This window comes from Flavihumibacter profundi, assembly GCF_020076305.1.
In the GTDB taxonomy this organism is placed as follows: Bacteria; Bacteroidota; Bacteroidia; order Chitinophagales; family Chitinophagaceae; genus Flavihumibacter; species Flavihumibacter profundi.
The window spans coordinates 1,158,447-1,185,027 of the sequence record NZ_JAIQXE010000001.1; the positions used below are offsets into that span (position 1 = coordinate 1,158,447).

Here is a 26,581-nt window from a genome sequence, read left to right on the forward strand (position 1 = left end):
CTACGTTCGCATTTTCCGATTCAGGCTTTACTTTTATAATCGAAAAATCACTATATAACTTCTAACCCATCCTATAAATGCCCGTAAATGGTTTTTTAATTAACCTGATCGATAACCTCACCTTACTGCTAGTCATTTTTACAGTTGGCATTTTACTCGTTAAAAAATGCTGGATGAGCAGGGCAATGACCTGTATCCTGGTCAATTCAGTTTACAGCATTTTCCAGTTTGTAATCGTGTTGCTATTCCCAATGGAAAGTAAAGAAAATGAAATAATCACGAATTTCACCATGCACATAGATACGATCAGTGGTTTTTGCTTTTTTTTCTATCTATGGAACGATAGCAGTTACCGCAAATTCCTGGTCTATACACTAACACCGGTACTGGCAACATGGCTTATCAGTTTTGCCTTCACCCGCGACCTCAAAATACCCTCATGGAATCTGCTCCTTCCCTCTTTGTGGTTTTTCATATCGGCGATATACGCCATGTTATTATTGTACCGCAAATCGAGTTTCCAGGAAAGCGCTTCCTATATCAGCAGGTTCCTGCTGATCACCGGTTTCCTGTTCTACAACTTCATTTACCTGATCGTTGAAACCTGTTATATCTTTTTTAAGAGCGTAAGTAATGTTACCGATGCCTGGAATATTAATTACTGGGGCTATTTCATATTCCGCCTGATGATTTTAGCGGGTGTAATTGCCTGGTACAGCAGGAAACAGGATTCCGCTGTATCCTTTGCAAGGATCAGAAAGTAAGTTCCTCCAGGGCCGATCGCAATTCACCATAAGCATGCTGGTCGCCCGCTTTACGGGCCGCTTCCATCCCTTTTTCATACCAGGCAATTGCCAGGTCTGTTTCACCGGTCCTCTCCAGCAATTTAGCCAGGTGGTAGTAACTGCCGATATACATCGGGTCGGCCTCCAGGATCTCCTCAAATAAGGCCCTGGCACGGCTTTCATCACCAAGCTTAATGTACTCCAATGCCAGTGCATGCTTCAGGAAAGAATCAGCCGGACTGGCTGCCAGGTATTCTATTAATTTTTGAATCCGCTCCATAAATCTTTTACAAAAAAATATTAATGCACATTACCTAAATATCTTAACAGGACTTATATTTGTATACCATTAGTTGCATAAACAACTTTTAAATATACTCAATTGTAGCTGTATGAAAATTTTAGTTTGTATCAGTAAAACGCCGGATACAACGGCAAAAATAGCTTTCGTGGATAACAACACGAAATTCGCGGCAGAGGGAGTTCAATGGATCATTAATCCCTATGATGAATGGTATGCCCTGGTTCGGGCAATAGAGTTGAAAGAGCAGGATCCTTCCAGCATCATCCACCTGGTAACTGTTGGTACGGCAGATGCCGAGCCGATAATCCGTAAGGCGCTGGCGTTGGGTGGTGATGAAGCCATCAGGGTGAACCTTGAAAGTCACGACAGTTTTACGATAGCCAGCCAGATCAGTGCCATTGCCCGGGAAGGTGCTTATGACCTTATATTAACCGGAAAGGAAACACTCGATTACAATGGTGCTTCTATTGGCGGCATGGTAGCAGAATTGCTGGACCTGCCCTTTATTTCCCTGGCAACAAAATTTGACCTTGCCGGCAATACAGCAACAGTAACCCGTGAAATTGAAGGCGGGGAAGAAGTTGCCGAAGTGAACCTGCCCCTTGTAGTCAGCTGCCAGAAAGGCGTTGCAGAGCAGCGTATCCCGAATATGAAAGGCATAATGGGTGCCCGCAGCAAGCCGTTAAAAGTAGTTGAACCTACAGCAACAGAAGCATTAACCAGTATTGTCAATTTTGAACTGCCACCCGCAAAAGCAGGTGTGAAGCTGGTTTCAGCCGACCAACCCGAAGAACTTGTCCGCCTCCTCCACGAGGAAGCCAAACTCTTCTGACCGCTTACTGTTTACCGCTTACCGTTTACCAAAAATTAAAAAAATCTACATCATGCCCGTCTTAATATACATCGACCAGGCCGAAGGCCATATCAAGAAATCATCGTTTGAGGCTGCCAGTTATGGCGCAAAGATTGCCGCATTAACCGGTACAACTGCAGAGGCCGTTGTATTGGGAAAACTAACTGATGACCTGCCCTCTTTAGGAAATTATGGTATCACCAAAGTGCACCATGTAGCAGATGAATCCCTTAACCACCTGGATGCACAGCAGTTTACCCGCATAATTGCCGCACTAGCTACACAGATCAATGCAGGTGTTGTGGTGTTGTCTAATAATGTAAATGGCAAAGCCATTGCGCCAAGGTTATCGGCAAGGCTGAAAGCCGGACTGGTTGCCGGTGCCATCTCCCTTCCTGATACATCAAACGGATTTGTCGTTAAAAAAGGTGTTTTCAGCGGGAAGGCATTTGCCAATATCAACGTCCTGACCCCCATAAAAATCATTGCGCTTACTCCCAATGCTTTTTCGCCGGAGAAAGGCAGCGGCATTGCAGAAGTGGTTGCTTTTACACCATCGCCTGAGCCTTCCAGGGTAAAGCTGGTAGCTACCAACAAGGTAAAGGGACAGGTACCGCTTAGTGAAGCTGAGCTGGTAATCAGCGGTGGACGCGGGTTAAAAGGTCCGGAGAACTGGGGTATGATCGAAGAACTCGCGCAGTTACTGGGAGCGGCAACTGCCTGTAGCCGGGCCGTTGCTGATGCCCATTGGCGGCCACACCACGAGCATGTAGGCCAGACTGGCGGATCCGTTTCCCCTAATATGTATTTCGCAGTGGGCATTTCCGGTGCTATCCAGCACCTTGCCGGCGTAAACCGCAGTAAAGTAATTGTTGTGATCAATAAAGACCCTGAAGCACCTTTTTTCAAAGCGGCTGATTACGGTATTGTCGGCGACGCATTCGAAGTGATGCCGAAAATCATTGCGGCGGTCAGGAAGATAAAAGGGTGAATGGTGAACAGTGAATAGTGAATGGAAAAACCTCTATTCACTATTCACCATTCACTATTCACTATTTTGCCAAAATGCCTTAGTTTCGTGCCTTCATTATGAGGAAGATAGAACTGGAAATTGTTGCTTTATCGCATAGTATTACCCAAACGCATTCATATGCGGTTGTACTTGGGGAAGTAAATGGCTTGCGCAGGCTACCCATTGTTATTGGCGGGTTTGAGGCCCAGGCGATAGCGGTTGCCCTTGAAAAAATGCAACCCAGCCGCCCCCTGACCCATGACCTGATGAAGAATTTCATGAGCGCTTTCAATGTTGACCTCACAGAAATCATCATCAATGACCTGCAGGAAGGTATTTTTTACTCCAAACTGGTTTGTGTAGGCGAAAATGATACTGTAGAAATTGATTCCCGTACCTCCGATGCACTGGCATTGGCCGTGCGGTTCGGTTGCCCCATATATACGTATGAGAATATCCTGGACAGCGCAGGCATCCTGATGGAAGACACTTCCGGCAAAAAGAAAAAACAGGTGGGCGATACTGAAAAGGCCGAACCATCGGCCCATAGTGACCTGCATGCGCTGACCCTGGATGAACTTAATATCCTGTTGAATGAAGTCCTGGAGCAGGAAGACTATATCAGGGCAATTGCCATCAGGGATGAAATTAATAGCAGGAAAAATCAATAACCTTTCCTTAAAAACGGGCTTTGATAGTATTCCCAAATGCCAAAATTAACCTCGGCTTGCAGGTTACTGAAAAAAGACCGGATGGCTACCACAATATCGCCTCAGTTTTTTATCCCCTTGGATTGACAGATATCCTGGAAGCATTGCCGGCTGAAGCATTCTCTTTTACGGCATCCGGCCTTCCTATTGATGCTACCCCCGACAAAAACCTCTGCTGCAAAGCCTGGGAATTGTTGAAAAAAGATTTTTCTCTTCCCCCTGTTGCCATGTATCTCCATAAAATAATCCCGATGGGCGCGGGCCTGGGTGGCGGTTCGTCAGATGGGGCCTATACCTTAATACTGTTAAACCAATTGTTCCGGCTTAACCTGGGCGAACAGCAACTGGTCAACTACGCTTTACAACTGGGAAGTGATTGTCCCTTTTTTATTATCAACCAACCTGTCATTGCCAAAGGCCGCGGTGAAATCATGGAAAAAATTGACCTGCCGCAATTAAAAGGGAAAAAGGTCCTGTTGGTTAACCCCGGGCTTCACATTAATACCGGTTGGGCTTTTTCGCAAATCAAACCACGCGAAAACCCTGAAAGCCTGGCTGCGCTTTGCCAATTGCCCCTTGCAGCATGGAAAGGTAAAATTCAGAATGATTTTGAACCTGGCGTTTTTCATCATTACCCGCAATTGCAGCAGATTAAGGAGCAACTGTATAAATGCGGTGCTGTTTATGCCAGCATGACCGGAACGGGTTCAACTATATATGGCATATTCGACCAGCTACCTGATAATTACAGCGCCTTTTTTGAGCCAGGCTATAAACTAATTGTTGCCTGAATTACTTATCTTGCGTTTAATAGAAAGGATATCAAATCCAGTAATACCATATACGATTTCTTAGCAGGAAACCTCGATTTCCTTGACCATCGAGGTTAGGTCACTACCCCGTCTTTATTACCGTTTCCGCATTAATTACTTCATTTTTAATTATTGTCCATGTCGACAACTACAATTGCATTACCTGAAAAGTCGCAGTATTTTATAGACCTTGAAAATCAATATGGTGCGCATAATTACCACCCAATACCGGTTGTACTCAACAAAGGCCAGGGGGTCTTCCTATGGGACGTTGAAGGCAAGCGGTATTATGATTTCCTGAGCGGGTACAGTGCCGTTAACCAGGGCCATTGCCACCCAAAAATTATCCAGGCGCTGATAGAGCAGGCCGGTAAACTCACCCTGACCTCCCGGGCTTTCCACAATGACCTGTTGGGCGAATATGAAAAATACATCACCGCGTATTTTGGCTACGACAAAGTATTGCCCATGAATACCGGGGTTGAAGGTGGTGAAACTGCCATAAAGTTGGCCCGCCGCTGGGCTTATGTGAAAAAAGGGGTTGCAGAAAACAAAGCCAAAGTCATTTTTGCAGAGAATAATTTCTGGGGGCGGACCATGGCGGCCATCTCCTCTTCAACAGACCCAAGCAGTTACCGGCAATTCGGGCCTTTCATGCCCGGCTTTGAACTGGTTCCCTACAATGACCTGGCCAGCCTGGAGAAGGCGCTGCAGGATCCCAATGTGGCTGCATTCATGGTTGAACCGATCCAGGGCGAAGCCGGCGTAGTAGTCCCCGATGAAGGATACCTGAAGGGGGTCCGTGATTTATGCACCCAATACAATGTGTTATTTATTGCCGATGAGATCCAGACCGGGCTTGCCCGTACCGGCAAAATGCTGGCCTGCGACCATGAAAACGTTCGTCCTGATATCCTCATCCTGGGTAAGGCATTAAGCGGCGGGGCATTGCCTGTAAGTGCGGTACTGGCTGATGATTTTATTATGCTCAATATCCATCCGGGAGAACATGGCTCAACCTATGGTGGAAATCCGTTGGCCTGTGCTGTGGCAATAGCAGCATTGCAGGTTTTGAAAGAGGAAAAAATGGCCGAGAAGGCGGAAGAAATGGGCCAGCTATTGCGGGCAGAACTTGCAAAACTGAATTCCCCGTTTATTAAATTAATAAGGGGTAAAGGCTTGTTGAATGCCATTGTTATTGACCATCCTAATAAGGAGGCAGCCTGGGACCTTTGCCTTCACCTGAAGGACGAAGGCTTGTTGGCCAAGCCGACGCATGGCGACAAAATCAGGTTTGCCCCACCTCTAATTATTACCGGGGAACAAATACTGGAATGTGTTGGCAATATCGGAAAATGCCTGGATAAGCTGGCCTGACCTGGCAAGGCTTATTTTTTTTCTTCAAGCGGAAGGTGCGGGAAGGCTGCCATCACCATTTGCAATGCGGAGGCTGCCAGGAAAACATAGATACCCAATTCTTTTACCGGGCAGTCTCCGCCGTGGCAGGCGGTGATCAGGATATAATTTCGAATTGCCCAGGCGATATTAAATCCGGCAAAAAATAAGTTGGCCCTTTTGGCCCATATTTTTGGGACCAGGAACATCACCATGGCAATAGCGCTCATGATGGCATTCATTAATCCGGGTTTTCCAAAGCGTGTTCCTTCAGAAAAAAATCCACCTACTTTAATACCAAGGTCCGGAATAGTAACCCATATCATAAAACAGGATAATATAACTGCTACTGAGGCAATCACGCCAATATGGTTAAAATATTTCATTGCGTTTAAATCTAATTGGCAAAGATGTTATTAATAATAAAAATAAAAAAACCCGCAACCAGTGCGGGTTTTGCTTTTCAGCTGAAGTGAGGTCCCGAGCAGATTCGAACTGCTGTAGAAGCTTTTGCAGAGCTCTGCCTAACCACTCGGCCACAGGACCCTATTTTTCAATCGGGCACGAATTTAGGGATTTTTATACATTCGTTATGCATTCCTGAAAAATTCTTCCAATTAACGCAGCAAATATGAAACCTATTGCATCATCCGAATTAATTATTAACGAGCGTGGTGCGATCTATCATATCGATCTTCGTCCCGAAGAACTGGCACCAACAATAATTACAGTTGGAGATCCCGGCCGGGTTAAGGAAGTAAGTAAACATTTTGACAGCATTGAGGTCAGGCGCCAGCATCGTGAATTTATTTCGCATACCGGCTATATAGGCCAAAAAAGAATAACTGTTCTTTCAACAGGTATTGGTCCCGACAATATTGATATTGTCATGAATGAACTGGATGCGCTGGTAAATATTGATTTCAGCACCAGGACAATAAAACCAGGCTTAACCACGCTGGATATTTTCAGGCTTGGTACATCAGGTGCATTGCAGGCAGATATTCCTGTTGATGGATTTGTTGCCAGCACCCATGGTTTAGGGATCGATAACCTGTTGCATTTTTACAGGTATGAGCCGAATGACGGGGAACAACAGATGATACAGGCTTTCCTGACCCATACACAGTTCCACAACCAGATTTCGCAGCCATATATCTGCAGTACTTCGGGTTCATTAATTAAACATTTTGTGGAAGGTTTTCACCATGGCATTACGGTTACCGCCCCCGGGTTCTATGGTCCGCAGGGAAGGATCCTCCGGCTTGGCCTCAGTCACCCCGATTTGGTTGACCGATTAACCGACTTTCATTTTGGTCAGCACAGGATCACTAACTTTGAAATGGAAACTTCAGCCATCTATGGCCTTGGGCGTTTGCTGGGGCATCATTGCCTGAGCCTGAATGCCATTGTTGCCAACAGGGTAAACCGGGAGTTTTCGAAAGACGGACAGGCAGCTGTAGAAAACCTTATTAAAAAAGCACTCACCATTATATCCGTTATATAAACCTATAATTGCAAATACATGAAGCTGCACTTTTACAAATACCAGGGAACAGGAAATGATTTTGTTATCCTTGACAACCGCGAAGGTTTATATAGCCAGCTGACAACTGCGCAGGTTCATCATTTGTGCGACCGCCGTTTCGGGATTGGCGCCGATGGACTGATGCTCTTAAACAACAAGCCCGGTTACGATTTTGAAATGGTGTATTATAATTCAGATGGCGGGGAGAGTTCTATGTGCGGTAATGGCGGCAGGTGCCTTGTAAAATTTGCCTTCCACCAGGACATCATAAGGACCACCTATAATTTCCTGGCTACCGATGGTGAACACCTGGCGGAAATAGATGAACATGGTATAGTCCGGCTGAAAATGCAGGATGTAATGTCTGTATCTGACGAGCATGGCGACATGGTATTGAATACCGGCTCACCGCATTATGTAAAAACCGTAAAACACCTTTTGCAATATGATGTAGTAAATAAAGGCCGGGAAATCAGGAACAGTCCGGCATTCCAGCCTGGTGGCATCAATGTGAATTTTGTAGAGGCACAGTCACAGGATGAGATAATGGTCAGGACATATGAAAGAGGTGTTGAGGACGAGACCTTCAGTTGCGGGACAGGTGTTACTGCCTGCGCAATTGTAAATTTCCACAACGAATGCGGCTTCAACGATGTCATTGTGCACACCAAGGGCGGGCGGCTATCGGTTGAGTTTGAACGAAATGCAAATGGCACTTATACCAATATATGGCTTTGCGGCCCGGCAGAGAAGGTATTTGAGGGACTGATCATATTACCGGAATAATGCTTTTTGAAAGTATGGGTTTTATCCGTTATTTGCATTCCCTATTAACCAGTGATTCAGTACTTTAAAAATATCAACCACCAGACCGTTGCCATCAGCAAACCCGAAAACGGTGCCTGGATCAATATTCTCCCGCCCCTTAAGCTGGAAGAGTTTACTGAATTAGCAGAAGAGCTGGATATTCCCGTTGATTTCCTGACCGACTCATTGGATATTGACGAGCGGACCCGTTTTGAAGAAGACGATAAGGTGAAGCTGATTGTCATCAAGACGCCCACTGAAAATAACTCTTTCAATGACAGTGATGCATTTTACATCACTATACCGATTTGCATCATCCTTACGCATAACCACATCATTACAGTAAACTCCTTTGAGAATGATGCGATAAAAAAATTCCTTAACACTTTCCAGAACCGCCATCCCGACAACAGGAAGATGATGGCCCTGAAGATCATGGAAAAAGTGGTGCAGACCAATATGGAATTTTTGAAGGAGATCAACCATCGCAGGAACCTGACGGAACAGAAACTGTATGATGCGCACAGGAACGAGGAGTTATTGCAATTGATGCGGATCCAGAAAAGCCTTGTATATTTTGTAACTGCTTTAAGGAGTAATGAACTACTGCTTATCAAACTCGAAAGGACTAATTTCCTGGGTTTGAATGATGAAGAAAAAGAGTTCCTGAATGACCTTATTGTAGATACTTCCCAGGCCCTTGAAATGGCCAATATATACACCAATATCCTATCCAGCACCCTCGATGCATTCGCAAGTATGATTGCCAATAACCAGAATGAAGTGCTGAAAAGGCTTTCTGTAATTACCATCGTACTAACATTCCCGGTATTGGTATCGAGCATTTACGGCATGAACGTTCCTATTCCTTTTTCGGACTCCCCTTATGCCTTTTATACCCCGGTAATCCTTTCCATAGTTATTTCCCTGGTGATTGGCTGGTTCTTTTTACGCAAGAAATTGTTCTAGGGCTATTCTTTCTTTGGCCTTTTGTCAGTAACTTAAGGAATGCCATTTCTACGGTACTTAATATTGGTGGTGAATGTCTTATTCATGACTATTGCCATGGGGCAAACGACTGACAGCCTGTCCAGGGGAAATTCCAAAGGATATGGCACTATAGCTGTAGGCGTTTCCGGTGCTTATTCTGAAAACAGCACCGGTGATTACAAAAACAGTTTTTACCCGATGCTTTATTTGTCCATTGGCTATAATCAATCCATCAATAAAGATGTATCCATAGGCATCCAGGCACCTTTCAGCTTTTTCGTTCTTAACGGTTTTAATAATATTGCCAGCCAGTTCGGAGGGTTTGCCTTAGTTAATTTTGGCAATTGCGCCTCGCGTGAAAACAAATCCGCGCTTGGCTTTTTCCTTGGCCCGGGCATCCTTTCCCATTATGCGGACATAACCCATTACGACGTTGATCCGCCTCCCCCACCCATGAGGATAACCGGGCTTGCTTACCAGGCAGGCTTAAGGTTTGGATTAAAAGAAGACCGGAAAGCTGGTATCAGTGTACAATTTATATACGGCACCGATTTTCATGTTTCCGGGAAAAAACTTTACGATGTAAAAATCGCAGTATCGGGAATATTCGATTAATTGCAGAAACAATTCAGGCATGTTTAATGTAAGAGTTTATGGTATCCTGGTAAATGATGACAAAAAGGTATTGGTCAGTGATGAGAAAATCAGGGGCAGTTTCTATACTAAATTCCCCGGAGGCGGACTTGAATTTGGGGAAGGCACCCGCGATTGCCTTGCCCGCGAGTTTATGGAAGAAATGAACCTGCGGGTTGAAATTGGCGAACATATTTATACCACCGATTTTTTCCAGATGAGTGCTTTTACCCCTGAGCACCAGATTATCGCCATATATTATTTTGCGCATGCACTGGAACCGATAACTGTTCCGCTGCGCAGCATCCCCTTCGATTTTGATGAGCAACAGTTAAGGCTATACGAAACGACCCAGGAAATTGAAACTTTCAGGTTTATTGACTGGGACCTTTTCGATGAGAACCAGGTCACTCTGCCAATTGATAAGGTAGTGGCATCCATCGTAAAAAATAAACTATAGCAGAAATATCCTTTGGGCCTAAAGGCTGAACCAATAGGTGAATTTCAATACAAGGGCCCTGTTCCTTACTGAAAAATTTTCCGGTAAATAGTTATCAGTATACACAATATAGAAATCTGATGCCGGCTTGTAACGCCATTGCAGCCTGGTATTCAGATTTATATTATGTGTCTGCTCATTGTATTGGCTGAAGGCAGTGAAATATAATTTATTGGTGAAGGTCACATCGAGCCTTGGGCCAACCAGCCAGTAAGATTTGATTCCCCATGGTTGCGGCAGTGAAATATTATTATAACTGGTGCTAAGTGCAATAATGACATAAGGCTGGAACCTGTAACTTAATTCATTGGTCACCTGGAGGCGTTCGCCATTAGCATAATATCCGCCATAGCGGACAAACGCACTAAATGTGAACAGGCTTTTTTGCCTGGAAATATATTCCAGGCTAGCACTATTCCACCAATGTTCAGATCCTGCAGGCAGGGAATCCATTCCAGAGTTTGTAGGATCATAGGGTTTCAGCAACTTAACGTAATCCTTTGCCAGCACTCCTGTAAGCGTACTTTGATTGCGAAAACTAATCCTATAACCCAAAAGGGTTTCATAGTCTGTCGGCTTAAATGATTCGTCATAATAATTCGTGGCGGAAAAAATCGGGCCATGGCTTAAAATTTTGCCTGTGGGTGCAAAAAACAAATAGTTTATTACCGGATTCAATTTGAGGTAGCCCGTACGGGGCACATAACCAACTTCAGCATTAAAATTCTTACCAACAAATTGGTATTGTGCGCCGAGGGCCCAATGACGGCTGGTATAATTCAGGTTGGCAGCATGGGTGTAGGTATCGCTTGTTGTACCCGGACTAAATGACTTAAGCACCATTGCCTTTCCTGTCCAGTAGTTCCCGGGTGAAGCCAGGTTATATTCAAATCCCAGGTTCCTGTTATAATCACTGGCAACAGGTGTAAGGGAATCTTTGTCAGGGGTATAATTCAACGACTGTTTATTCACGAAAAGGACACCGATACTGGACCGCGATTGAACTTTTCGCTGCAGGGAAACCACAGCAAAATTCTGGGCCGGCATGTCTGATTCACTCACACTTTTAGTCTGCATATCCATTACGCCCATACGCCAGTCTTTATTGATCCGGCCGCTTAAACGGGCACCATACTGAATAGGCACATTCAAGCCGATACGGCGCGAGAAGAATGGCCTGATATCGGCATAACCGAAACTTCCGAAGATGTCAGAATTTTCCAGGAAAAACTGCCTTCTTTCAGGGAAAAACAATTCATACCGCTCCAGGTTAGTAACCTGCCTGTCAACTTCAACCTGTGAAAAATCAGGATTCACCGTCAGGTCTAAATTCATTGCAGAAGTGACACTGATTTTCGCATCACCGCCAATTTCCGTACGATATTCAGTGGGTGTCTTATTTTCATAATCACGGGATGCACCGCCTAGTGCATAGGGAATAATTGAAATATTAGACCCGGTTTCAGGAGGTGCCTGGTCCCAAACCAGGTCACCGGTATAGGCTAAGGAAACAGAGGGGAACTGCCTTGGCACAGGAGCCCATGCCGATTTTTCAAAAGTTTTCAGGTCATTGCGGCTGAAATTAATTCCCCATTTGGTAATGCCCTTTTTAAAGCGGATGCTTTTAAATGGAATTGCTGCTTCAAAGACCCATTTGTCCGGGTAATTTTTCACCTCAGAAACCCATTTATTCTCCCAGCTCAAATCCATTTTACCACCTTCATAAATAAATCCATCCCATTGGGCACCTGCTGCGTTTGCCCCAAATGAAAACCCGTTGGTGCGGTCATTAAAGGGATCCAAACAGAATATGAAATTATCATTCTTGCCAAAATTAAAATCACGGCGCAGGGACTCCACCACATAGTCATCAGGAAATGCTTTATAGCAGATGGCCAGCATATAAATAGCCTTATCATCGTAAGTCATCCTGACCTCTGTCTTCACATTGGCCAGGCTGGTATCCATGGGTAAAATCATGAAAAAGTCCTTCGCAACATCGGTCTTACCCCAGGCTGCATCATCTCCCACCCCATCAATTTTAATAGGGCCGGTAGCCTTTTGGATTTGTAACTGGTACTTATCGTTGATCTTTTGTGCAGAAACGGATACACACAATAATAACAAAGGAAAAAAACGTAAAAATCGAGCCATAACGCTCCAAGTTACCAAATCAATGTAAAATTTCAGGCATCAACCTGGCAATATTTCAAATAGGTTTTTTGGTGATATATCATTCCCAAACATTTCCTGATATTTACAACACAACCTGTAAAATACAAACAATGCCATCCCGCAGAGACTTCGCCCGTTACACATTAACAGCAGCAGTAATGGGTTTGCCTTCCCTATTATCAGCTGCTCCGTTACCAGGTGAAAAGAAAAGGAAAATTGTTTGTGTAGGCGGCCACCCGGATGACCCGGAAACCGGATGTGGCGGCACTTTAGCCCTGCTATCAGGTTTGGGCCATGATGTAACCATAATTTATTTAACCAGGGGCGAGGCCGGCATTGATGGCACCGGCCATAAAGAGGCTGCGGCTATCCGTTCAAAAGAAGCAGAAGCTGCCTGCCGCATATTAAAAGCCAAACCGGTTTTCGCCGGGCAAATTGATGGGGATACCGTCGTTAATAATGAATGGGTGATTACCATGAAGGATTTAATCGCCCGGGAAAAACCGGATATTGTTTTTACGCATTGGCCGGTTGACACCCACAAAGACCACCAGTCCGCAAGTTTGCTTACGATCCAAAGCTGGGAAAAACTAAATAAAAGTTTTGACCTGTATTTTTTTGAAGTGTGCACCGGCAACCAGACCCGGGGATTTAAACCAACTGACTATGTGAACATCACCACAGTGCAGGATCAAAAACGAAAAGCCGTGTATTGCCATACCAGTCAGGGCCCTGATGACATTTACAATTCTGATGATTGCAACCATGCATTGATGGAAGCATTCCGGGGAAAGGAAATTAATGTAAAAGCCGCGGAAGCATTTGTAAAACTGGGTGGAAATTCCATAGTATAATCCTTATAAAAAATCATCTGGCAAATAGCCCCATTTCATGTAATTTCCCACTCTCAAATTTATTCCAATGCCAACTATACATGCATATGCTGCCCAGAATGCAACTACACCTTTAGCCCCACATGATATCCAGAGAAGGGAACCCGGAAACCATGATGTTGAAATAGATATCCTGTATTGCGGTGTATGCCATTCCGATATCCACCAGGCGAGAAATGAATGGGGGAATTCAATATTCCCGATGGTACCCGGACATGAAATTGTTGGGAAAGTAACAAGGGTAGGCTCTCATGTAAAAAAATTCAAGGCAGGTGATTTAGCTGGTGTAGGTTGCCTGGTAGATTCCTGCCGCGAATGCAGGAACTGTAAAGAGGGACTTGAACAATTTTGTGAAGCCGGTGCAGTTGGTACCTATAACGCATATGAACGCGATGGTAAAACACCAACCTATGGCGGATATTCTACCCGCATAGTAGTTGATGAAGATTTCACACTGAAAATCCCGTCAAACCTTGACCTGGCTGCTGTTGCGCCATTACTCTGCGCCGGTATAACCACTTACTCACCCTTACGTTACTGGAAAGTAGGTAAAGGACATAAGGTGGGCGTATTGGGATTAGGCGGCCTTGGGCATATGGCGGTGAAATTAGCAGCATCTTTCGGTGCAGAAGTAACCATGCTGAGCCATACTGCTTCAAAAGAAGCCGATGCCCGCAGGTTAGGAGCGCATCATTTCGTATTAACCAGCAATGAAGAACTCCTGAACAAGCACAAAAATTATTTCGACTTCATCATCGATACTGTTTCTGCGCCACATGATTATAACATTTACTTAAACCTGTTGCGCACCAATGGCACTATGATTTGTGTAGGTGCACCACCCGCACCGGCACAGGTTCCTGCATTTAACCTGATCATGAACAGGAGAAGTATTGGAGGCTCACTGATTGGCGGGCTACCTGAAACACAGGAGATGCTGGATTATTGCGGTGAACACAATATCGTATCAGATATCGAATTGATTCCGATCCAGCAAATCAATACAGCCTATGATCGCATGTTGAAAGGGGATGTTAAATACCGCTTTGTGATTGACATTGCCTCCCTTAAATCCTGATAACAATTATTTCAGTAGTATAATAATAACCGAACCAATAATCATAATTGCAGAGCCAACCAGTTTCTGCTGAAGATGCTCTTCCCTGAATATACGGTGTCCAAGCAATACGCTAACTATTGTCGACAACTGGAAAAGTGACAGGGCATACCCAACCTGCATATGGCTAAGCACAAAGTTGGTGGTAAACTGCATAGTACCTATACAGGCCACCAGGAATACATATTTTAAGAACGCATCTGCAGTAAATGGATTTTTCAATCCGGCTATGCTTTGGCGCGCGCTTAATAAAAGGAATAAAGAAAAGATTGCCCCGAACCAACACCAGCTGATGAAGGCAGTCGTTGGGTTTGAAGCCAGGATAATTTTTTTGATGATCACGGCTTCAACGCCTGTTAATATCATTGCCCAAATCCGGTATTGGATTTCTTTCCTTTTAAGCAAAGCCCAGGTAAACCTGTCTTCCGTGGTGTCCAACACAAAGTAGCTGCCCCAGATTATTAATACGACGCCGGATAAACCCCAGATATTGGGGATTTCCCCAAGCATAAATATGCCAATAATAATTCCAACAACTGATTTATAGGAATTTACCGGACCCAAAACTGACAGGTCGCCCTTTTGCAGGGCTTTCACTAAAAACCCATTTCCTAAAGCACCGGCTATACCGCCCGCAATTGAATACCACCAAAACCTTGCTGGTAAATGGATCCAGTCGACCTGGATAGCTAAAAGGATGCAAAAAATCCCCAGGAATAAATACGTGAGGAAGTTGACCAGCAAAGGATGATGCCCCCTTGCCGTGAGTTGCTTTTGAAAGACATTCCCGGTTGGGTTTGACAAAATCCTCAAGATTACTGCCAGTGAGGTTAATAGGAGTTCAGACAATCAGCAACAGATGATCAGTATTTGAATAAATTATAGTCCCAATTTCTCAATGATAAATGTGCCCAATGCCCTACCCTGGGTCCTGCCGTTATAAATAGCAGAACGGAAATGGATCCCACCATACATCCGGCTGATGCAGGCTTCTTCCGAGGCTTTCACAAATGAAGGGAAACTGCGCGTGATCCCTATATAAGGCATTTCATAGTTATCCGTAAAGGCGAAGTTGTCGCCAAATATTTTTGTCAATACAGCTGCAATGGTGGAAGATGCGACACTATGCCCACTTGTATATTCAGGGAAAGGTGGTGTTTGCAGGAAAGGTTCCCAATTGGGGTCAATACTTTCATTGATGGCAGTAACCGGGCGAATATACTGGCTCCTGTATTTTTCATCCCAGCAGGAAATAAATGCATCATACATTGCAGTAGCGGTAAGCGCATAAGTTCTTGCAGATTGCATCCAGTTGAAGTTTGATTTCTGGCAGGCAATTGAAGTAATGTTTATCCAGTGACCACCCGGACTATTCTTTTTATTGGAAAACATGAGGTGTCCGACATGGGTAACAACTGCAGGGTTATCATCCCAGAACCTTGCGATTTCTTTCTGGGCATTATTTAATTGCCTCGAAGTATCATATACTTCTTTCATTTCTTTATAAAACTGTGAATTCTTGTTCAGGTCAAAAGCCGGTGGAGGTACAGGCTTAAACTGGCTGGAACTGTCCATCACCAATGGCTTCATCAGGGTCCAGTATGGCTGCACAGCATCCATATAATCAGGTGGCGTAGTTTTCCAGCGACCAGGAATTTCGGAAACCGAATAGCGGGGCATACCCTGCACTTCTTTGTAATTATCTTTACCTGCCCTTTTAATAATAGAATCTGCAACAGACTTGCCAAATGCAAGTGAGTTTTCATACACCTTTTCATTCATGCCTGCCTTCATTTCGCCTAAAATCTTATCGCGCGTAACCCTTGAAGAATCTTTAGTGAAAGTGTATTTTTCAACAATAGTAAAAAATGCATTTGCACCGGCTAACTGGAAATCAATCACCTGTCCTTTTTCCGGGACCGGCATTTTTGGAAATCCATTCAGTTTATCCGTAATGCTTTTATAACTGCTGTCTGCTCCCCTGCTTGCTTCGTACAAAGCCAGTGTTGAATAGGCGTAAATCCTTGATGCAACAGGAGGTGAGAATATTTCATAGATCACTATATCATTCAGGCGGCCAACCATTGCGTGGGCAAGCTTTGCATCACGGATAGTTATTTTGGACTGGTCCCGGGTGCCGTTTTTGCAACCGATAGCGGTAAGCAGGATTAGCAGGATAGCAACAATATTTTTCATACAATTAATTACAAGAGTTTTATATCAGGGTACCTGGATTGCGCGTTTTTCTCCCCTGCTGTTTATAATATCAACCGAAGAAGTCCCCGGTGGTATTACAATAAACCTGCCGGGTTGTGATAAAAACGAGGCGCCATAATAGCATTCCTGGCGCTGTGTTTTCCCATTTTTGAAATGAATGACCACAGTTACTTCACCAGGTTTCAATCGTTCATATGTCCCTGGTGCAGTGCTTGCGCTAAAAAGTTTCAATGGTCCACGGTTCTGGCTTGCGGCAATTAAATAGTTGTTGTCTTTGCCCAGCAACTTAACCAATGCTTTAGCATTACCCGGAACAAAAAGTCCGGACCTGGATATGCTTAATGGTTGAAATCCACCTTTACCATCTCCTTTTAAAATTAATCCATTCAAGGCATCATACCTTCCAACTGAAACTTCAGTGCCATAGTCATTTCCCACAATGGCTACATCAGTATTTCCATCGCCGTCAAAATCTTCAGCAATCATGCCATTGAGCGTTGAAATCTGCGCCTGCATTGGTAAAGGCTCAATACTGAATTTACCATTACCGTTATTCCTGACCAGGCAGGATTGAAAATCATTTGCTTTCAAAATAAGTGCCCCTGCCAATTGCTCTTTTGTAAAAAGTTTACTCATGGGCGTTTCAGCAAATGAATGGTAATTCGGGAACCTTTCCCTCATGCTGATCATTTGCTTTATGATATCATCCCTTGTCTGTGCGGGGAATTCAGCAACAGTTGGTTCTGAAAATTTATAAGGCAGGAAAAGGGATGGGAAAGCATCATAACTACCATTACCATCAAAATCTTTGGCATAAATGGATACCGGTCGTTCCGGACTTGCCCTGTAAAAGGAATTCAGTCCCATGTTACCAGCTATATAATCAATATCACCATCGTTATCAAAGTCGCCGGGAACAAGGCTGTTCCACCAGCCAATTTTATCGCTGATACCAGTGCCTGCGGTAACATTTTTAAAGACACCCTTATCATTTTTCAGAATGGTAATGGGCATCCATTCACCTGCGAGTATTAAGTCGGGCCAGCCATCATTATCATAATCTGTAAAAACGGCATCGCAAACCAGGCCGAGGTTATTCAGGTCTTTACCGATTGTTGCTGAAACATCCGTGAATTTTGGTACGCCGTTCTTTGAGTCATTTCTCAATAAAAAGCTGGAAACCGGTTTAGGATAAGAACCCGGTTCTACCCTTCCGGCAAGGAACAAATCGAGGTCGCCATCATGGTCGAAGTCCGCCGCCCGTACACAGGATTTACTGGTAAAATTCATGGGCATGGCCAGGGAATCTGTGTGGAAGTTTCCTTTTCCGTCATTAATATAAAGTACGTCGGAATAAGCCGCAGAGCCTGATTTTTGTTCATATCCCCCGCCGGTGGTATAAATGTCATTATCGCCGTCATTATCAGCATCAAAAATTAAAATCCCGAGTTCCTCCCTAAGTTTGTTAGAGGCGTCAGCGCCGGGTACCAAATCCTTCTGGATAAACAGGCCATTGGGCTGCTGGAAAAACAAAGTGCTGCTGTGTGAAAATGAACCGGTTGCTGCAATATCATCCAGCCCGTTACCATCAAGGTCACCAACGGACAATCCGGGGGCGTATTCCGAGAATTTATGCGGGAGTAAACGCTGAATATTAAAATCAATAAAATCGGGTTCGCTATGGATATAATTAATACCGGAAGCAGTGGTCCTGTCAACAAATAAGGCAGGTGTACCGGGAAAGTCCAACCCGTTGATGGAATCGTGGGCGTTGGCATCATTGTAATGTAAAGTAATCGTTTGGTTTGCCTTTGTGTTACGCAAAACCTGGCTTTTGTTATCGGGCCAGATGACCTTTATGGAATCCACCTGGCTAAGGGTATCCAAGCCGAAATGGGCGATCGGCTCAACCGAACTGAGGTAACCGCGGTATGGCGTATTTTCATAAGCCTGGAACAAATGGCCGTCTTTATACAGCCTGACCATCGCACCAAGTCCGCCTTTATTTTTAGCTGACCCATCAAACCGGAAGCGGATATAATTATTGTGGTCTTTTCTTTTATCCGACAGGTTTTCATAGAGGAAGGCTTTATCATCTATATTGTTGACAACATAGTCAAGGTCGCCATCCCTATCAAGGTCAACATAGGCTGCACCATTAGAAAAGGAAGGGATATCCATTCCCCATTTTTTCGTTACATCTTCAAACTGTGCATTTCCCTTATTGTGATACGCATAGTTTGGAATCTTGATCTGGGGTATCTTTTCCATCAGCACATCCCAGGTTGCAAAAGCATCATATTCACCCCTGTAAGAAACGAAATCATTATCGGTAACATCCCTGGGATAACCATTGGTAATGATGATATCCCTTAAGCCATCATTATCGAAGTCGGCAACCGCCGGGCTCCAGCTCCAGTCAGTTTCAGCCACTCCTGAGTAAAATGCCACATCACTAAAAACAGGATAGTGCATGGAATCATTTGCAGCAGAGGATACGAATCCCTGGTTCAATTGCAGGGTATTCCGGACATATTGCAGGGTGTAGCCATATTTGAGCAGACTGGTGTATCCCTGGTAACTATTCGCATTCATATTCATCTTCTTGCGATAGCTGTCCCTTGCATTCATATCCGCAGTGATTACATCAACAAGCCCGTCATTATTGATGTCTGCAATATCATTGCCCATGGCATTGAAACTCGTATGCTTGAAATACTGGTTTACCCGGTCTGTAAAGGTGCCGTTTTTATTATTGATAAACAGGTGGTCGCTGTTATTGAAATCATTGGTTACATAAATATCTTTCCAGCCGTCGAGGTTAATATCCACGATATTTATACCAAGCCCATAACCTTTTTTAGAAATGCCTGCGCTTATGGAAACATCGGTAAAAAAGGGATGACCGGATGCAGAATCGAAATCATTGCGGTAAAGCTTGTCTTCGCTGGAAAATGCGGTATCCTCCCCATAGCGGGTAAAAATTGTCGGCGACCTTTTTATGGGTGTTGTATTAACCATGTAAACATCCAGGTCGCCATCGTTATCAAAATCGAAAAATGCACTGATGACAGTATGGCTTGTATCAGCAAGACCATAGTCTGCGGCCATTTCCTTGAAATCGGGAATGCCTTCTTTTGAAATTCCCTGGTTTACGAACAATAAATTTTTACGGTCTTCGCCTTTAGGTTTAACGCTATTACTCACATAAATATCCAGGAGGCCGTCATTATTAATATCCACCACAGAAGCCGATGAACCCCATTTGCCGGCACTACCGGTATGGCTGGCTGCAGTAACATTCTCGAATTTTAAATTTCCTTTGTTAAGGTAAAGTTCATTTGAAACGCGGCTGCCAGTAAAATAAATATCGGGCAGGCTGTCGTTATTGAAATCCCCTATGGCCACGCCGCTGCCATTGTAGATAAATTCGAGGTTAAGGGGATTTACTTCTTTATCCTCAATAATAAGGTTATTGAAATTAATGCCGGATTTCTCCGCCTCTATTTTCCGGAATAGTTTATCCCCATTATTGCTGCAGGAAGTCTGGACGAGAAGCAGGATAAAAAGATACCCGAAAAAGAAGAATTTATTGGTAAGCATATTGATTGATTAGTAAAGTAAGCAAATATAAAACAGGCATACTTACCAAGCCTATCTTACTGACCTTTTTACAAAAAAGCGCTCCCCGGTTGGGGAGCGCTTATGATAGAATTTTTCTTAAAAATTAGTATCCGTCATTCTGTTTCAATGTACCTTTTGCTAAAGTGATTTCCCTTTCAGGAATCGGATAGTAATGGTTCTTAGTGCCAACAGTATTTGCAGATTTCAGGTACCCTCTCAGGTCTTTTTCTTTGCTTACATAGGCATTCAGGACATCTTCCAAGTATGTAGGTGTTGGACCATTGGGCACACTGTATCTCATCAAATCAAACCAACGAGATCCTTCCATTGCAAGTTCAAACCTTCTTTCATTACGAACCGCTTCGCGGGCTTTGGCCTTATCAGCAAAAGTCGTAACATCTCCGGCTTCAGCATAGGTTTTGATCACGTATTTTGCCGGGCTGTCTTTTACCCAACTGCCTGGATCTTCAGCCCTTTTCCTTACCATATCAACATATTTTTGGGCATTAGCTAAAGAGCCTGCTTCAACTTCACATTCTGCGGCCATAAGGAGAACGTCTGCAAAACGCATTGCATTATAATTCTTGGAAGTAACATTCCTCCAGCCAGTTGCTATAAGTCCTTCAGCTTTATCAGCCTGGGAATAGATATGCTTTTTCGGGCTAAATGGACCAGCATAACCCTGGTCACGAATCCAGAGATACCCCGGGTGTGGACCCCAATCATAAAATGGAACACTACGACGACCTGCTGACCAGTCTACACGGGGATCCATATTTTCGGTTCCAAGAGTAAACGGTTCGTCAGATTTTATACCTTGGTCGTTTTTAACAGGTGTATTCTGGGGATTTGCTTTAGGCAAGCCGTTTGCATCAGTCTGGTAGGAATTAACAAGATTCACTGAAGGTTGCATAAATCCGCAGCAACCAAAATCACCACCATAAGGGAAGGCAAGTCCGTATCCACGGCTACCATCACCTTCCTGGCTACCGGAAGCTGCATATTGAATAGCAAATACTGATTCTGATTTATTCTTATAGCGTGCATCAAAGTTCTGCCAGTAAGCGGGTAATAAGGCGTAAGGGGTACCATCCCAGGTAGTTCCTTCATTTATTACCTTAGTAAAAATTGGCAGGGCCTCAGCATAAAGTCCCTGGTATAATTTTGCTTTACCCAGGTATGCATAAGCCGCCCATTTATTAGGCCTGCCCGGTGCAGACTGCTTTCCATCTGCAGGAAGGTTATCATAAGCAAACTGAAAATCCGCTTCAATCAGCTTCCAGACATTGTCAGCATTACCAGCTGCAGTATTATCCGGCACAGTAGTCGTATCTGACATATATGGAATGTTATTCCACATCCTTTTAGCCTCAAAGTGCTGCCATCCCCGGATAAAACGGCATTCCGCCTTAATTTCCTTTTCATAAGCCTCAGTTACCTCAGAAGGATTTACTTCCTTTGTTGAGGCCAGCAACTTAAGCGTTGTATTGGCTTTGGCAATCCCATCATAAATGGCTGTCCAACGAGTCATGAAAGAACTGTTATTCGGCAGCCAGTTATAGATCTCTACAGCAGTCATCAAGGGCTGGTCATTCGCATCCGTACCTTTATAGGTATCATCCGAAGCGATATCACCAAATACCCAGTTGGTAGCAGTTGCAAACCAGTTTTCACCATACTTAAATTGTGATTCGCCATCAATTGCGCCATATGCGCCAATGAGTACGATATCAATACCGGCTTTTGTTTGAATCTGTTCAGTAGCATATTGCCCATATGGATGGGCGTCCATGAAGTTTTTCTTACAGGCCCAGAGCCCAAGCGTTGCCATCAACAGCAGGGGGACCGTAAACCTGAGTTTAAAATTATTGCTTAAATTTTTCATACACTTAGTTCTTTAATTTTTGCATTAGAAAGTCAGGTTAAGGCCAAAAGTGAGCATACGGGGAACCGGGAAGTTACCTGCATCTACGCCCATGTTGTAGTCAACTGCCTGGTTACGGTAATCGCTACGGCCTGTATTAAAGTTTCCAATCTCAGGATCAAGACCAGTGTAATTTGTAATGGTCAGGATATTTTGTGCCTGCACATAGAAACGGAGTTTATCTAATCCCACTTTACGGATAAGTTCAGGTGATAAAGTATATCCAATACTTAAATTTTTCAACCGCAGGTATCCACCTGGCTCAATATAATAATCAACTACATCCTGTCCGCTTGTACCATCAGCAGCATTTAACCTTGGCAGTTTTTTATTGTCACCAGGCTTTTCCCAGCTATCATACAAAACGCGCCTTGTGCGGTTACCCTGGAAGGTGTTGAAATCAGACCAGTACCGAACATAGTTGGCAATATCCCCGCCACATTTCCAGTAAATGAAAGCAGAAAGGTCAAAACGCTTATAGGCAAGGCCAATGTTAAATCCAGCAGTGAATTTCGGATGCGGGTTACCGATAAAGGTTTTATCAAAACCATCAATTTTGCCATCTGGCTTGCCATCAGGACCACTGATGTCTTTGTATCTCCAGCCACCGATAAATTTACCCCCCTGGTCAAGTTTGTCCAGATCGGCTTGACTTTCGAAGAAGCCATCAATTTTGTAGCCATAGAAACTCATGAAAGGTTGTCCAACTACAGAACGGTTGAACGGAGCAATCCTTGTAGCGCTTCCATCCACAAAATCCCCCACGATTTTATCAACATTGTTCTTGTACATGCTGAAGTTCATACCCACATTAAACCTCCATTCCTTATTGATAGTGCCATTGTAATTAACCGTTAAATCCACCCCATTATTAGTCATTTCCCCAATATTCTGGTACTGGCTCGCAACATAACCATAAACGGAAGGATCCAATTGAACCGGGAAAAGCAGTTTGGAAGTCTTTTTATTATAAAATTCCAGGATCACATTCAATTTGTTGTTCAGCATGGTGGCGTCGATACCAATGTTAGCAGTACCCGCAACTTCCCACTGAACTTTAGGGTTACCAACCTGAGTCAACCTGAATCCGGAATTAGCCGGAACACCACCACTCATTGGGTAAGAAGTATAACCGCTTTCTAAAGAATACAGGTCCTTGTAACCAAATCCGGGAATCCTGTTGTTACCCAGTACACCGTATCCTACGCGAAGTTTCAGGTCATTAAAGAGTTTGCTGTTTTTCATGAAACTCATTTCAGTCATTCTCCAACCTAAACTTACACCACCAAAATTACCATATTTATTATCAGGTCCAAATGCATTAGCATCACCATCCCTTCTATAAGAACCACTAAAGATATATTTACCATCAAAAGTGTAATCAAGTTTGGCAAGGATTGGCGTATACTGCCTATTATCGCTTTCATAGCTATAACCATATGGAGTAGCACTTTGGCCACTGCTAACCTGATAGAAATTCCTGTCAAAGGAGAAGTAAGTGTTTGAAGATCCGCCGGTTCCACGGTACTTGGATTGTTTCAATTCAGTACCTATGAGAGCAGAGATATCACTTTTCCCAAAAGTTTGCTGGTAGCGCAGGGTATTGAACCAGGTCATTTGGTAGCCCCAGTTCATATCTTCATTATAACTACCTGTACCGCCACGACCTTCAGAAGATTCGTAGTGCGGAACATTAAACATGTGGCCATCGTAAGTATTCCAGTCTATCCCAAAATTGGAACGGAAGGCAAAATGTTTTGCAAATTCTATTTCAGCATACACGTTACCGATAACACCTACCCTGCTGCTCTTCCCGTTTTCAGCATTCCTGTAACGGTCAGCTACCGGGTTACCGGCATTACCCAGGTTTGAACCACGGGTACCTGCCCAGTTGCCTTTAATATCATACACGGGAATAATCGGCTGGTTACGGATAGCCATCAGGATGGCATTGCTTTCATCCTGGTTGGTAAAACCAGGTTTCTCATCGATATAATTTATCTGTACGTTTTCGCCAATCTTCACATGGTTTTTAATGTTGAAGTTGGAGTTCATCCTGACTGAATAACGTTTATAACCCGTTTTAACCACCATACCTTGCTGGTCATAGTAGTTCAAACCAAATAGATAGTTGCCTTGCGCTGTACCACCTGATACAGTCAGGGCGTGGTTCATAATAGGTGCAGGCTTAATGATTTCATGCAACCAATCCGTACCTGTCTTATTGGCCTTCATGATCAGGTAGGTCTTACTGGTATCCTCAACATTCTGCAGGTCCAACTTATACCTATTAGGATCTGCTGCAGGATCCCCTTCCATAACACCAGATGAAGTTCCGGCAAAAATATAATCGGGAATTACAGGTGAAGTGGAGCCATTTTTACCGCCACCATACTGGCCGTGTTTAACATACCCGGCTGAATCCTGGCCGGCATTGATAGCCATTTTCCAGAGGTACTGGCCATATTCTTCAGTATTCAACAAGTCAAGTCCTTTATTGAAATACTGTGTGCCGTAATAAGCATCGTAAGAAACTTTTGCAGAACCTGATTTACCCCTTTTGGTAGTAATAATTACCACCCCGTTGGCAGCAGCTGAACCATAAACGGCAGCAGCAGAAGCGTCTTTCAACACCTGCAGTGATTCAATATCACCAGGGTTAAGGTCAGCAATGGAATTGAGCTGCATTCCATCCACAACGAAGAGTGGGTCATTCGAACCGAAAGTACTGAAACCGCGGATCCGGATATTGGCACCAGCACCAGGAACACCTGATGAAGTTACGTTCACACCCGAAGCACGGCCCTGCAGTAAATTCTCTACGTTAGAGTTAGGGTTTTTAGCCATTTCCTTAACATCAACAACGGCAACGGCACCGGTGATGTCTTTTTTACGCTGGGTTGTGTAACCCGTTACAATTACCTCGTTCAAACTTCCGGCAATTGATTCTACAGAAATACTCATTACCCCGGAAGCAGGAACAGTGATTTCCCTGGTTTTTACACCATTTGCAGAAACCACTAATACGGCACCTGGCTCAACATTGAGCGCAAAAGTTCCGTCGTCTAAGGTGGCAGTACCGGTTGTGGTACCTTTCACCAAAACACTGGCACCGGCTATCGGAAGGCCATCCGATCCGGTTACTTTACCAGTAACCTTTTTCTGGGCTAATGCAATCGTACTGACTAGCATCGTTAAGAATAGTAAGAGTACGCCCCTACTCATACCTCTTTGCATTTTTTGTTTCATTCAAAACAGTTAATGGATTGGTTAATGATGGAAATGTGGCAAAATCGTTTGTTAGCCATTCTATAAAAATGTTAATTTTTTAGCAAATCAAGAAAAATAATTTTAAAGATGCTTAATAATTAACCAGTGCGAAAAGCAAATAATAACCAGGGAGATTTTTTAGATAGTCTTATTTTATAATACATAACAAGCATCGTTTAAAAGTATTTATACTCAATCTGGTGCTTTAAGGCAATGAATAAGTGCTAAACGCTGCATGTAATTAAATATTTTTTAACATTGCCAGGATCAATAATACTACCGTGTATGAAATACACTAATTGGCTATTGACATTTCTTTTTATCGTATTTGCCGGCTACAGTACAATGATCCCGATCCATGGCTTTGGGGCCCTATTTACCTATATGCTGCCTGGCTTTGTTTTAGTGCCGGCAGGGGCAAGTATTTCCCAAAGTTTTATCTCGGTGGTATAGCATTTTACCTCGTTTATGCATTTTACCTGTTTGTCGATAAAAACGGCGTCTGGAACTGGGCAACCCGGCATAACGCAGAAAACCTGGTACAAACCATGAAGGCTGAGCGCCCGTGGATTGAGGAAACCCGGGAATTTGGCGGATTATTAATCGTTACCGGTGCTTTGTTGCTGAATTACCTGAAGTACCGGAAAACTGCCAGCATTTAATCATTACCTGCTGTTCAATTCCGGCTAGGTATGGTGGATGGATAATTTTTTGACCATCTCGTCGCTGATACCATCAGAATATACCCCATAGGCATTCACAAGGACACCTTTTTCACCGTGCTTTGATTCTATGGCAAATAATATAGAGGAGTCGGATGGATTGGTTTCCCCTTCAAAGCGATAGACTTCCATAATTTCAAATTCGGAAGGCATCAGGTTTATTGGAGTTTCATGACAAATAATACAGTCATAAGACAAATTGAAATCAATGGTATAACCCCGGCTCTTTAACCCGGCCATTGCCTCAGAAAGGGTATCATAAGCTGTCATAAACTTGAATTGAACTACAATTTAAGTAATCTTCCGCTTCA

The 26,581-nt window shown here is 43.8% G+C and carries 23 protein-coding genes and 1 tRNA gene; 14 read left to right on the forward strand and 10 right to left on the reverse strand.

From position 1 onward, the window contains the following. Positions 1 to 77: 77 nt before the first annotated feature. Positions 78 to 764, forward strand: a complete 687-nt coding sequence (locus LAQ65_RS04910; protein WP_224115825.1) for a hypothetical protein — start codon at positions 78 to 80, stop codon at positions 762 to 764. Here LAQ65_RS04910 and LAQ65_RS04915 read toward each other — a convergent pair. Then, the gene (locus LAQ65_RS04915; RefSeq protein WP_224115826.1) at positions 754 to 1,065 is read right to left on the reverse strand and encodes a tetratricopeptide repeat protein; all 312 of its coding nucleotides are present in this window, start codon (positions 1,063 to 1,065) and stop codon (positions 754 to 756) included. The genes LAQ65_RS04910 and LAQ65_RS04915 overlap by 11 nt on opposite strands. 112 nt (positions 1,066 to 1,177) lie before the next feature. Here LAQ65_RS04915 and LAQ65_RS04920 point away from each other — a divergent pair, with 112 nt between their 5' ends. From LAQ65_RS04920 to rocD, 5 genes are all read left to right on the forward strand, one after another. Further along, entirely contained in the window at positions 1,178 to 1,921 is a 744-nt protein-coding gene (locus LAQ65_RS04920; protein WP_224115827.1) for an electron transfer flavoprotein subunit beta/FixA family protein, read from the forward strand. 52 nt (positions 1,922 to 1,973) lie between these two features. Next, positions 1,974 to 2,933 carry an electron transfer flavoprotein subunit alpha/FixB family protein gene (locus LAQ65_RS04925; protein ID WP_224115828.1) on the forward strand — a complete coding sequence of 320 codons (960 nt, stop codon included), beginning with the start codon at positions 1,974 to 1,976 and terminating at the stop codon, positions 2,931 to 2,933. Positions 2,934 to 3,031: 98 nt separating this feature from the next. Further along, positions 3,032 to 3,625 carry a bifunctional nuclease family protein gene (locus LAQ65_RS04930; RefSeq protein WP_224115829.1) on the forward strand — a complete coding sequence of 198 codons (594 nt, stop codon included), beginning with the start codon at positions 3,032 to 3,034 and terminating at the stop codon, positions 3,623 to 3,625. Positions 3,626 to 3,645: 20 nt separating this feature from the next. Next, positions 3,646 to 4,455, forward strand: a complete 810-nt coding sequence (gene ispE, locus LAQ65_RS04935) for a 4-(cytidine 5'-diphospho)-2-C-methyl-D-erythritol kinase (RefSeq protein WP_224115830.1) — start codon at positions 3,646 to 3,648, stop codon at positions 4,453 to 4,455. A gap of 159 nt (positions 4,456 to 4,614) precedes the next feature. Continuing rightward, positions 4,615 to 5,853: an ornithine--oxo-acid transaminase gene (rocD, locus tag LAQ65_RS04940; protein WP_224115831.1), complete on the forward strand. Its 1,239-nt coding sequence runs from the start codon at positions 4,615 to 4,617 to the stop codon at positions 5,851 to 5,853. A gap of 11 nt (positions 5,854 to 5,864) precedes the next feature. On the opposite strand, the gene LAQ65_RS04945 is transcribed toward rocD, so the two are convergent. Both LAQ65_RS04945 and LAQ65_RS04950 read right to left on the reverse strand, forming a co-directional pair. Beyond that, positions 5,865 to 6,257: a hypothetical protein gene (locus LAQ65_RS04945; RefSeq protein ID WP_224115832.1), complete on the reverse strand. Its 393-nt coding sequence runs from the start codon at positions 6,255 to 6,257 to the stop codon at positions 5,865 to 5,867. Between the two features lie 89 nt (positions 6,258 to 6,346). Then, a tRNA-Cys gene (locus LAQ65_RS04950) sits at positions 6,347 to 6,417 on the reverse strand. Between the two features lie 85 nt (positions 6,418 to 6,502). On the opposite strand from LAQ65_RS04950, the gene LAQ65_RS04955 reads away from it, so the two are divergent. The 5 genes from LAQ65_RS04955 to LAQ65_RS04975 are packed head-to-tail and all read left to right on the forward strand — an operon-like array spanning position 6,503 to position 10,289. Beyond that, positions 6,503 to 7,378, forward strand: a complete 876-nt coding sequence (locus LAQ65_RS04955; protein WP_224115833.1) for a nucleoside phosphorylase — start codon at positions 6,503 to 6,505, stop codon at positions 7,376 to 7,378. A gap of 18 nt (positions 7,379 to 7,396) precedes the next feature. Further along, positions 7,397 to 8,185, forward strand: a complete 789-nt coding sequence (gene dapF / locus LAQ65_RS04960) for a diaminopimelate epimerase (RefSeq protein ID WP_224115834.1) — start codon at positions 7,397 to 7,399, stop codon at positions 8,183 to 8,185. A 51-nt stretch (positions 8,186 to 8,236) separates the two neighbouring features. Beyond that, the gene (locus tag LAQ65_RS04965) at positions 8,237 to 9,175 is read left to right on the forward strand and encodes a magnesium transporter CorA family protein (protein WP_224115835.1); all 939 of its coding nucleotides are present in this window, start codon (positions 8,237 to 8,239) and stop codon (positions 9,173 to 9,175) included. A 39-nt stretch (positions 9,176 to 9,214) separates the two neighbouring features. After that, the gene (locus LAQ65_RS04970; protein WP_224115836.1) at positions 9,215 to 9,811 is read left to right on the forward strand and encodes a hypothetical protein; all 597 of its coding nucleotides are present in this window, start codon (positions 9,215 to 9,217) and stop codon (positions 9,809 to 9,811) included. 19 nt (positions 9,812 to 9,830) lie between these two features. Beyond that, positions 9,831 to 10,289, forward strand: coding sequence for an NUDIX domain-containing protein (locus tag LAQ65_RS04975; protein WP_224115837.1), 459 nt, complete (start codon positions 9,831 to 9,833; stop codon positions 10,287 to 10,289). Between the two features lie 18 nt (positions 10,290 to 10,307). Here LAQ65_RS04975 and LAQ65_RS04980 read toward each other — a convergent pair whose 3' ends face one another. Beyond that, on the reverse strand, positions 10,308 to 12,482 hold the full coding sequence (locus tag LAQ65_RS04980) for a DUF5916 domain-containing protein (RefSeq protein WP_224115838.1): 2,175 nt from the start codon (positions 12,480 to 12,482) through the stop codon (positions 10,308 to 10,310). Positions 12,483 to 12,613: 131 nt separating this feature from the next. Here LAQ65_RS04980 and LAQ65_RS04985 point away from each other — a divergent pair, with 131 nt between their 5' ends. Continuing rightward, positions 12,614 to 13,357 (forward strand): PIG-L deacetylase family protein, encoded by a 744-nt coding sequence (locus LAQ65_RS04985; RefSeq protein WP_224115839.1) that lies wholly within the window; start codon positions 12,614 to 12,616, stop codon positions 13,355 to 13,357. 67 nt (positions 13,358 to 13,424) lie between these two features. Next, positions 13,425 to 14,474: an NAD(P)-dependent alcohol dehydrogenase gene (locus LAQ65_RS04990; RefSeq protein WP_224115840.1), complete on the forward strand. Its 1,050-nt coding sequence runs from the start codon at positions 13,425 to 13,427 to the stop codon at positions 14,472 to 14,474. A 6-nt stretch (positions 14,475 to 14,480) separates the two neighbouring features. Here LAQ65_RS04990 and LAQ65_RS04995 read toward each other — a convergent pair whose 3' ends face one another. The 5 genes from LAQ65_RS04995 to LAQ65_RS05015 all read right to left on the reverse strand — a co-directional run bounded on the left by LAQ65_RS04995 (position 14,481) and on the right by LAQ65_RS05015 (position 25,527). After that, a complete protein-coding gene (locus tag LAQ65_RS04995; RefSeq protein WP_224115841.1) occupies positions 14,481 to 15,317 on the reverse strand; it encodes a DMT family transporter in 837 nt (278 codons plus the stop codon). 75 nt (positions 15,318 to 15,392) lie between these two features. Further along, complete coding sequence (locus LAQ65_RS05000) at positions 15,393 to 16,709, reverse strand: vanadium-dependent haloperoxidase (protein WP_224115842.1); 1,317 nt, start codon at positions 16,707 to 16,709, stop codon at positions 15,393 to 15,395. A gap of 24 nt (positions 16,710 to 16,733) precedes the next feature. Then, complete coding sequence (locus LAQ65_RS05005; protein ID WP_224115843.1) at positions 16,734 to 20,333, reverse strand: VCBS repeat-containing protein; 3,600 nt, start codon at positions 20,331 to 20,333, stop codon at positions 16,734 to 16,736. A gap of 124 nt (positions 20,334 to 20,457) precedes the next feature. Next, entirely contained in the window at positions 20,458 to 22,239 is a 1,782-nt protein-coding gene (locus LAQ65_RS05010; RefSeq protein ID WP_224115844.1) for a RagB/SusD family nutrient uptake outer membrane protein, read from the reverse strand. Between the two features lie 24 nt (positions 22,240 to 22,263). Then, entirely contained in the window at positions 22,264 to 25,527 is a 3,264-nt protein-coding gene (locus LAQ65_RS05015) for a SusC/RagA family TonB-linked outer membrane protein (protein ID WP_224115845.1), read from the reverse strand. A 320-nt stretch (positions 25,528 to 25,847) separates the two neighbouring features. Between LAQ65_RS05015 and LAQ65_RS05020 the strand changes: the two genes are divergently transcribed. Further along, the gene (locus LAQ65_RS05020) at positions 25,848 to 26,210 is read left to right on the forward strand and encodes a transmembrane 220 family protein (RefSeq protein WP_224115846.1); all 363 of its coding nucleotides are present in this window, start codon (positions 25,848 to 25,850) and stop codon (positions 26,208 to 26,210) included. Between the two features lie 24 nt (positions 26,211 to 26,234). On the opposite strand, the gene LAQ65_RS05025 is transcribed toward LAQ65_RS05020, so the two are convergent. Then, entirely contained in the window at positions 26,235 to 26,540 is a 306-nt protein-coding gene (locus LAQ65_RS05025) for a phosphoribosylpyrophosphate synthetase (RefSeq protein ID WP_224115847.1), read from the reverse strand. Positions 26,541 to 26,581: the final 41 nt, after the last annotated feature.

Bases quoted from the DNA above. Each gene is read 5' to 3' on its own strand.
- LAQ65_RS05005 (WP_224115843.1), bottom strand. From the start codon at position 20,333: ATGCTTACCAATAAATTCTTCTTTTTCGGGTATCTTTTTATCCTGCTT.
- LAQ65_RS04920 (WP_224115827.1), top strand. From the start codon at position 1,178: ATGAAAATTTTAGTTTGTATCAGTAAAACGCCGGATACAACGGCAAAA.
- LAQ65_RS04910 (WP_224115825.1), top strand. From the start codon at position 78: ATGCCCGTAAATGGTTTTTTAATTAACCTGATCGATAACCTCACCTTA.
- LAQ65_RS04970 (WP_224115836.1), top strand. From the start codon at position 9,215: ATGCCATTTCTACGGTACTTAATATTGGTGGTGAATGTCTTATTCATG.
- LAQ65_RS04975 (WP_224115837.1), top strand. From the start codon at position 9,831: ATGTTTAATGTAAGAGTTTATGGTATCCTGGTAAATGATGACAAAAAG.
- LAQ65_RS05015 (WP_224115845.1), bottom strand. From the start codon at position 25,527: ATGAAACAAAAAATGCAAAGAGGTATGAGTAGGGGCGTACTCTTACTA.
- LAQ65_RS04955 (WP_224115833.1), top strand. From the start codon at position 6,503: ATGAAACCTATTGCATCATCCGAATTAATTATTAACGAGCGTGGTGCG.
- rocD (WP_224115831.1), top strand. From the start codon at position 4,615: ATGTCGACAACTACAATTGCATTACCTGAAAAGTCGCAGTATTTTATA.
- LAQ65_RS04985 (WP_224115839.1), top strand. From the start codon at position 12,614: ATGCCATCCCGCAGAGACTTCGCCCGTTACACATTAACAGCAGCAGTA.
- LAQ65_RS04915 (WP_224115826.1), bottom strand. From the start codon at position 1,065: ATGGAGCGGATTCAAAAATTAATAGAATACCTGGCAGCCAGTCCGGCT.
- LAQ65_RS04990 (WP_224115840.1), top strand. From the start codon at position 13,425: ATGCCAACTATACATGCATATGCTGCCCAGAATGCAACTACACCTTTA.
- dapF (WP_224115834.1), top strand. From the start codon at position 7,397: ATGAAGCTGCACTTTTACAAATACCAGGGAACAGGAAATGATTTTGTT.
- LAQ65_RS04945 (WP_224115832.1), bottom strand. From the start codon at position 6,257: ATGAAATATTTTAACCATATTGGCGTGATTGCCTCAGTAGCAGTTATA.
- LAQ65_RS04930 (WP_224115829.1), top strand. From the start codon at position 3,032: ATGAGGAAGATAGAACTGGAAATTGTTGCTTTATCGCATAGTATTACC.
- LAQ65_RS04925 (WP_224115828.1), top strand. From the start codon at position 1,974: ATGCCCGTCTTAATATACATCGACCAGGCCGAAGGCCATATCAAGAAA.
- LAQ65_RS05010 (WP_224115844.1), bottom strand. From the start codon at position 22,239: ATGAAAAATTTAAGCAATAATTTTAAACTCAGGTTTACGGTCCCCCTG.
- LAQ65_RS05025 (WP_224115847.1), bottom strand. From the start codon at position 26,540: ATGACAGCTTATGATACCCTTTCTGAGGCAATGGCCGGGTTAAAGAGC.
- LAQ65_RS04980 (WP_224115838.1), bottom strand. From the start codon at position 12,482: ATGGCTCGATTTTTACGTTTTTTTCCTTTGTTATTATTGTGTGTATCC.
- LAQ65_RS05000 (WP_224115842.1), bottom strand. From the start codon at position 16,709: ATGAAAAATATTGTTGCTATCCTGCTAATCCTGCTTACCGCTATCGGT.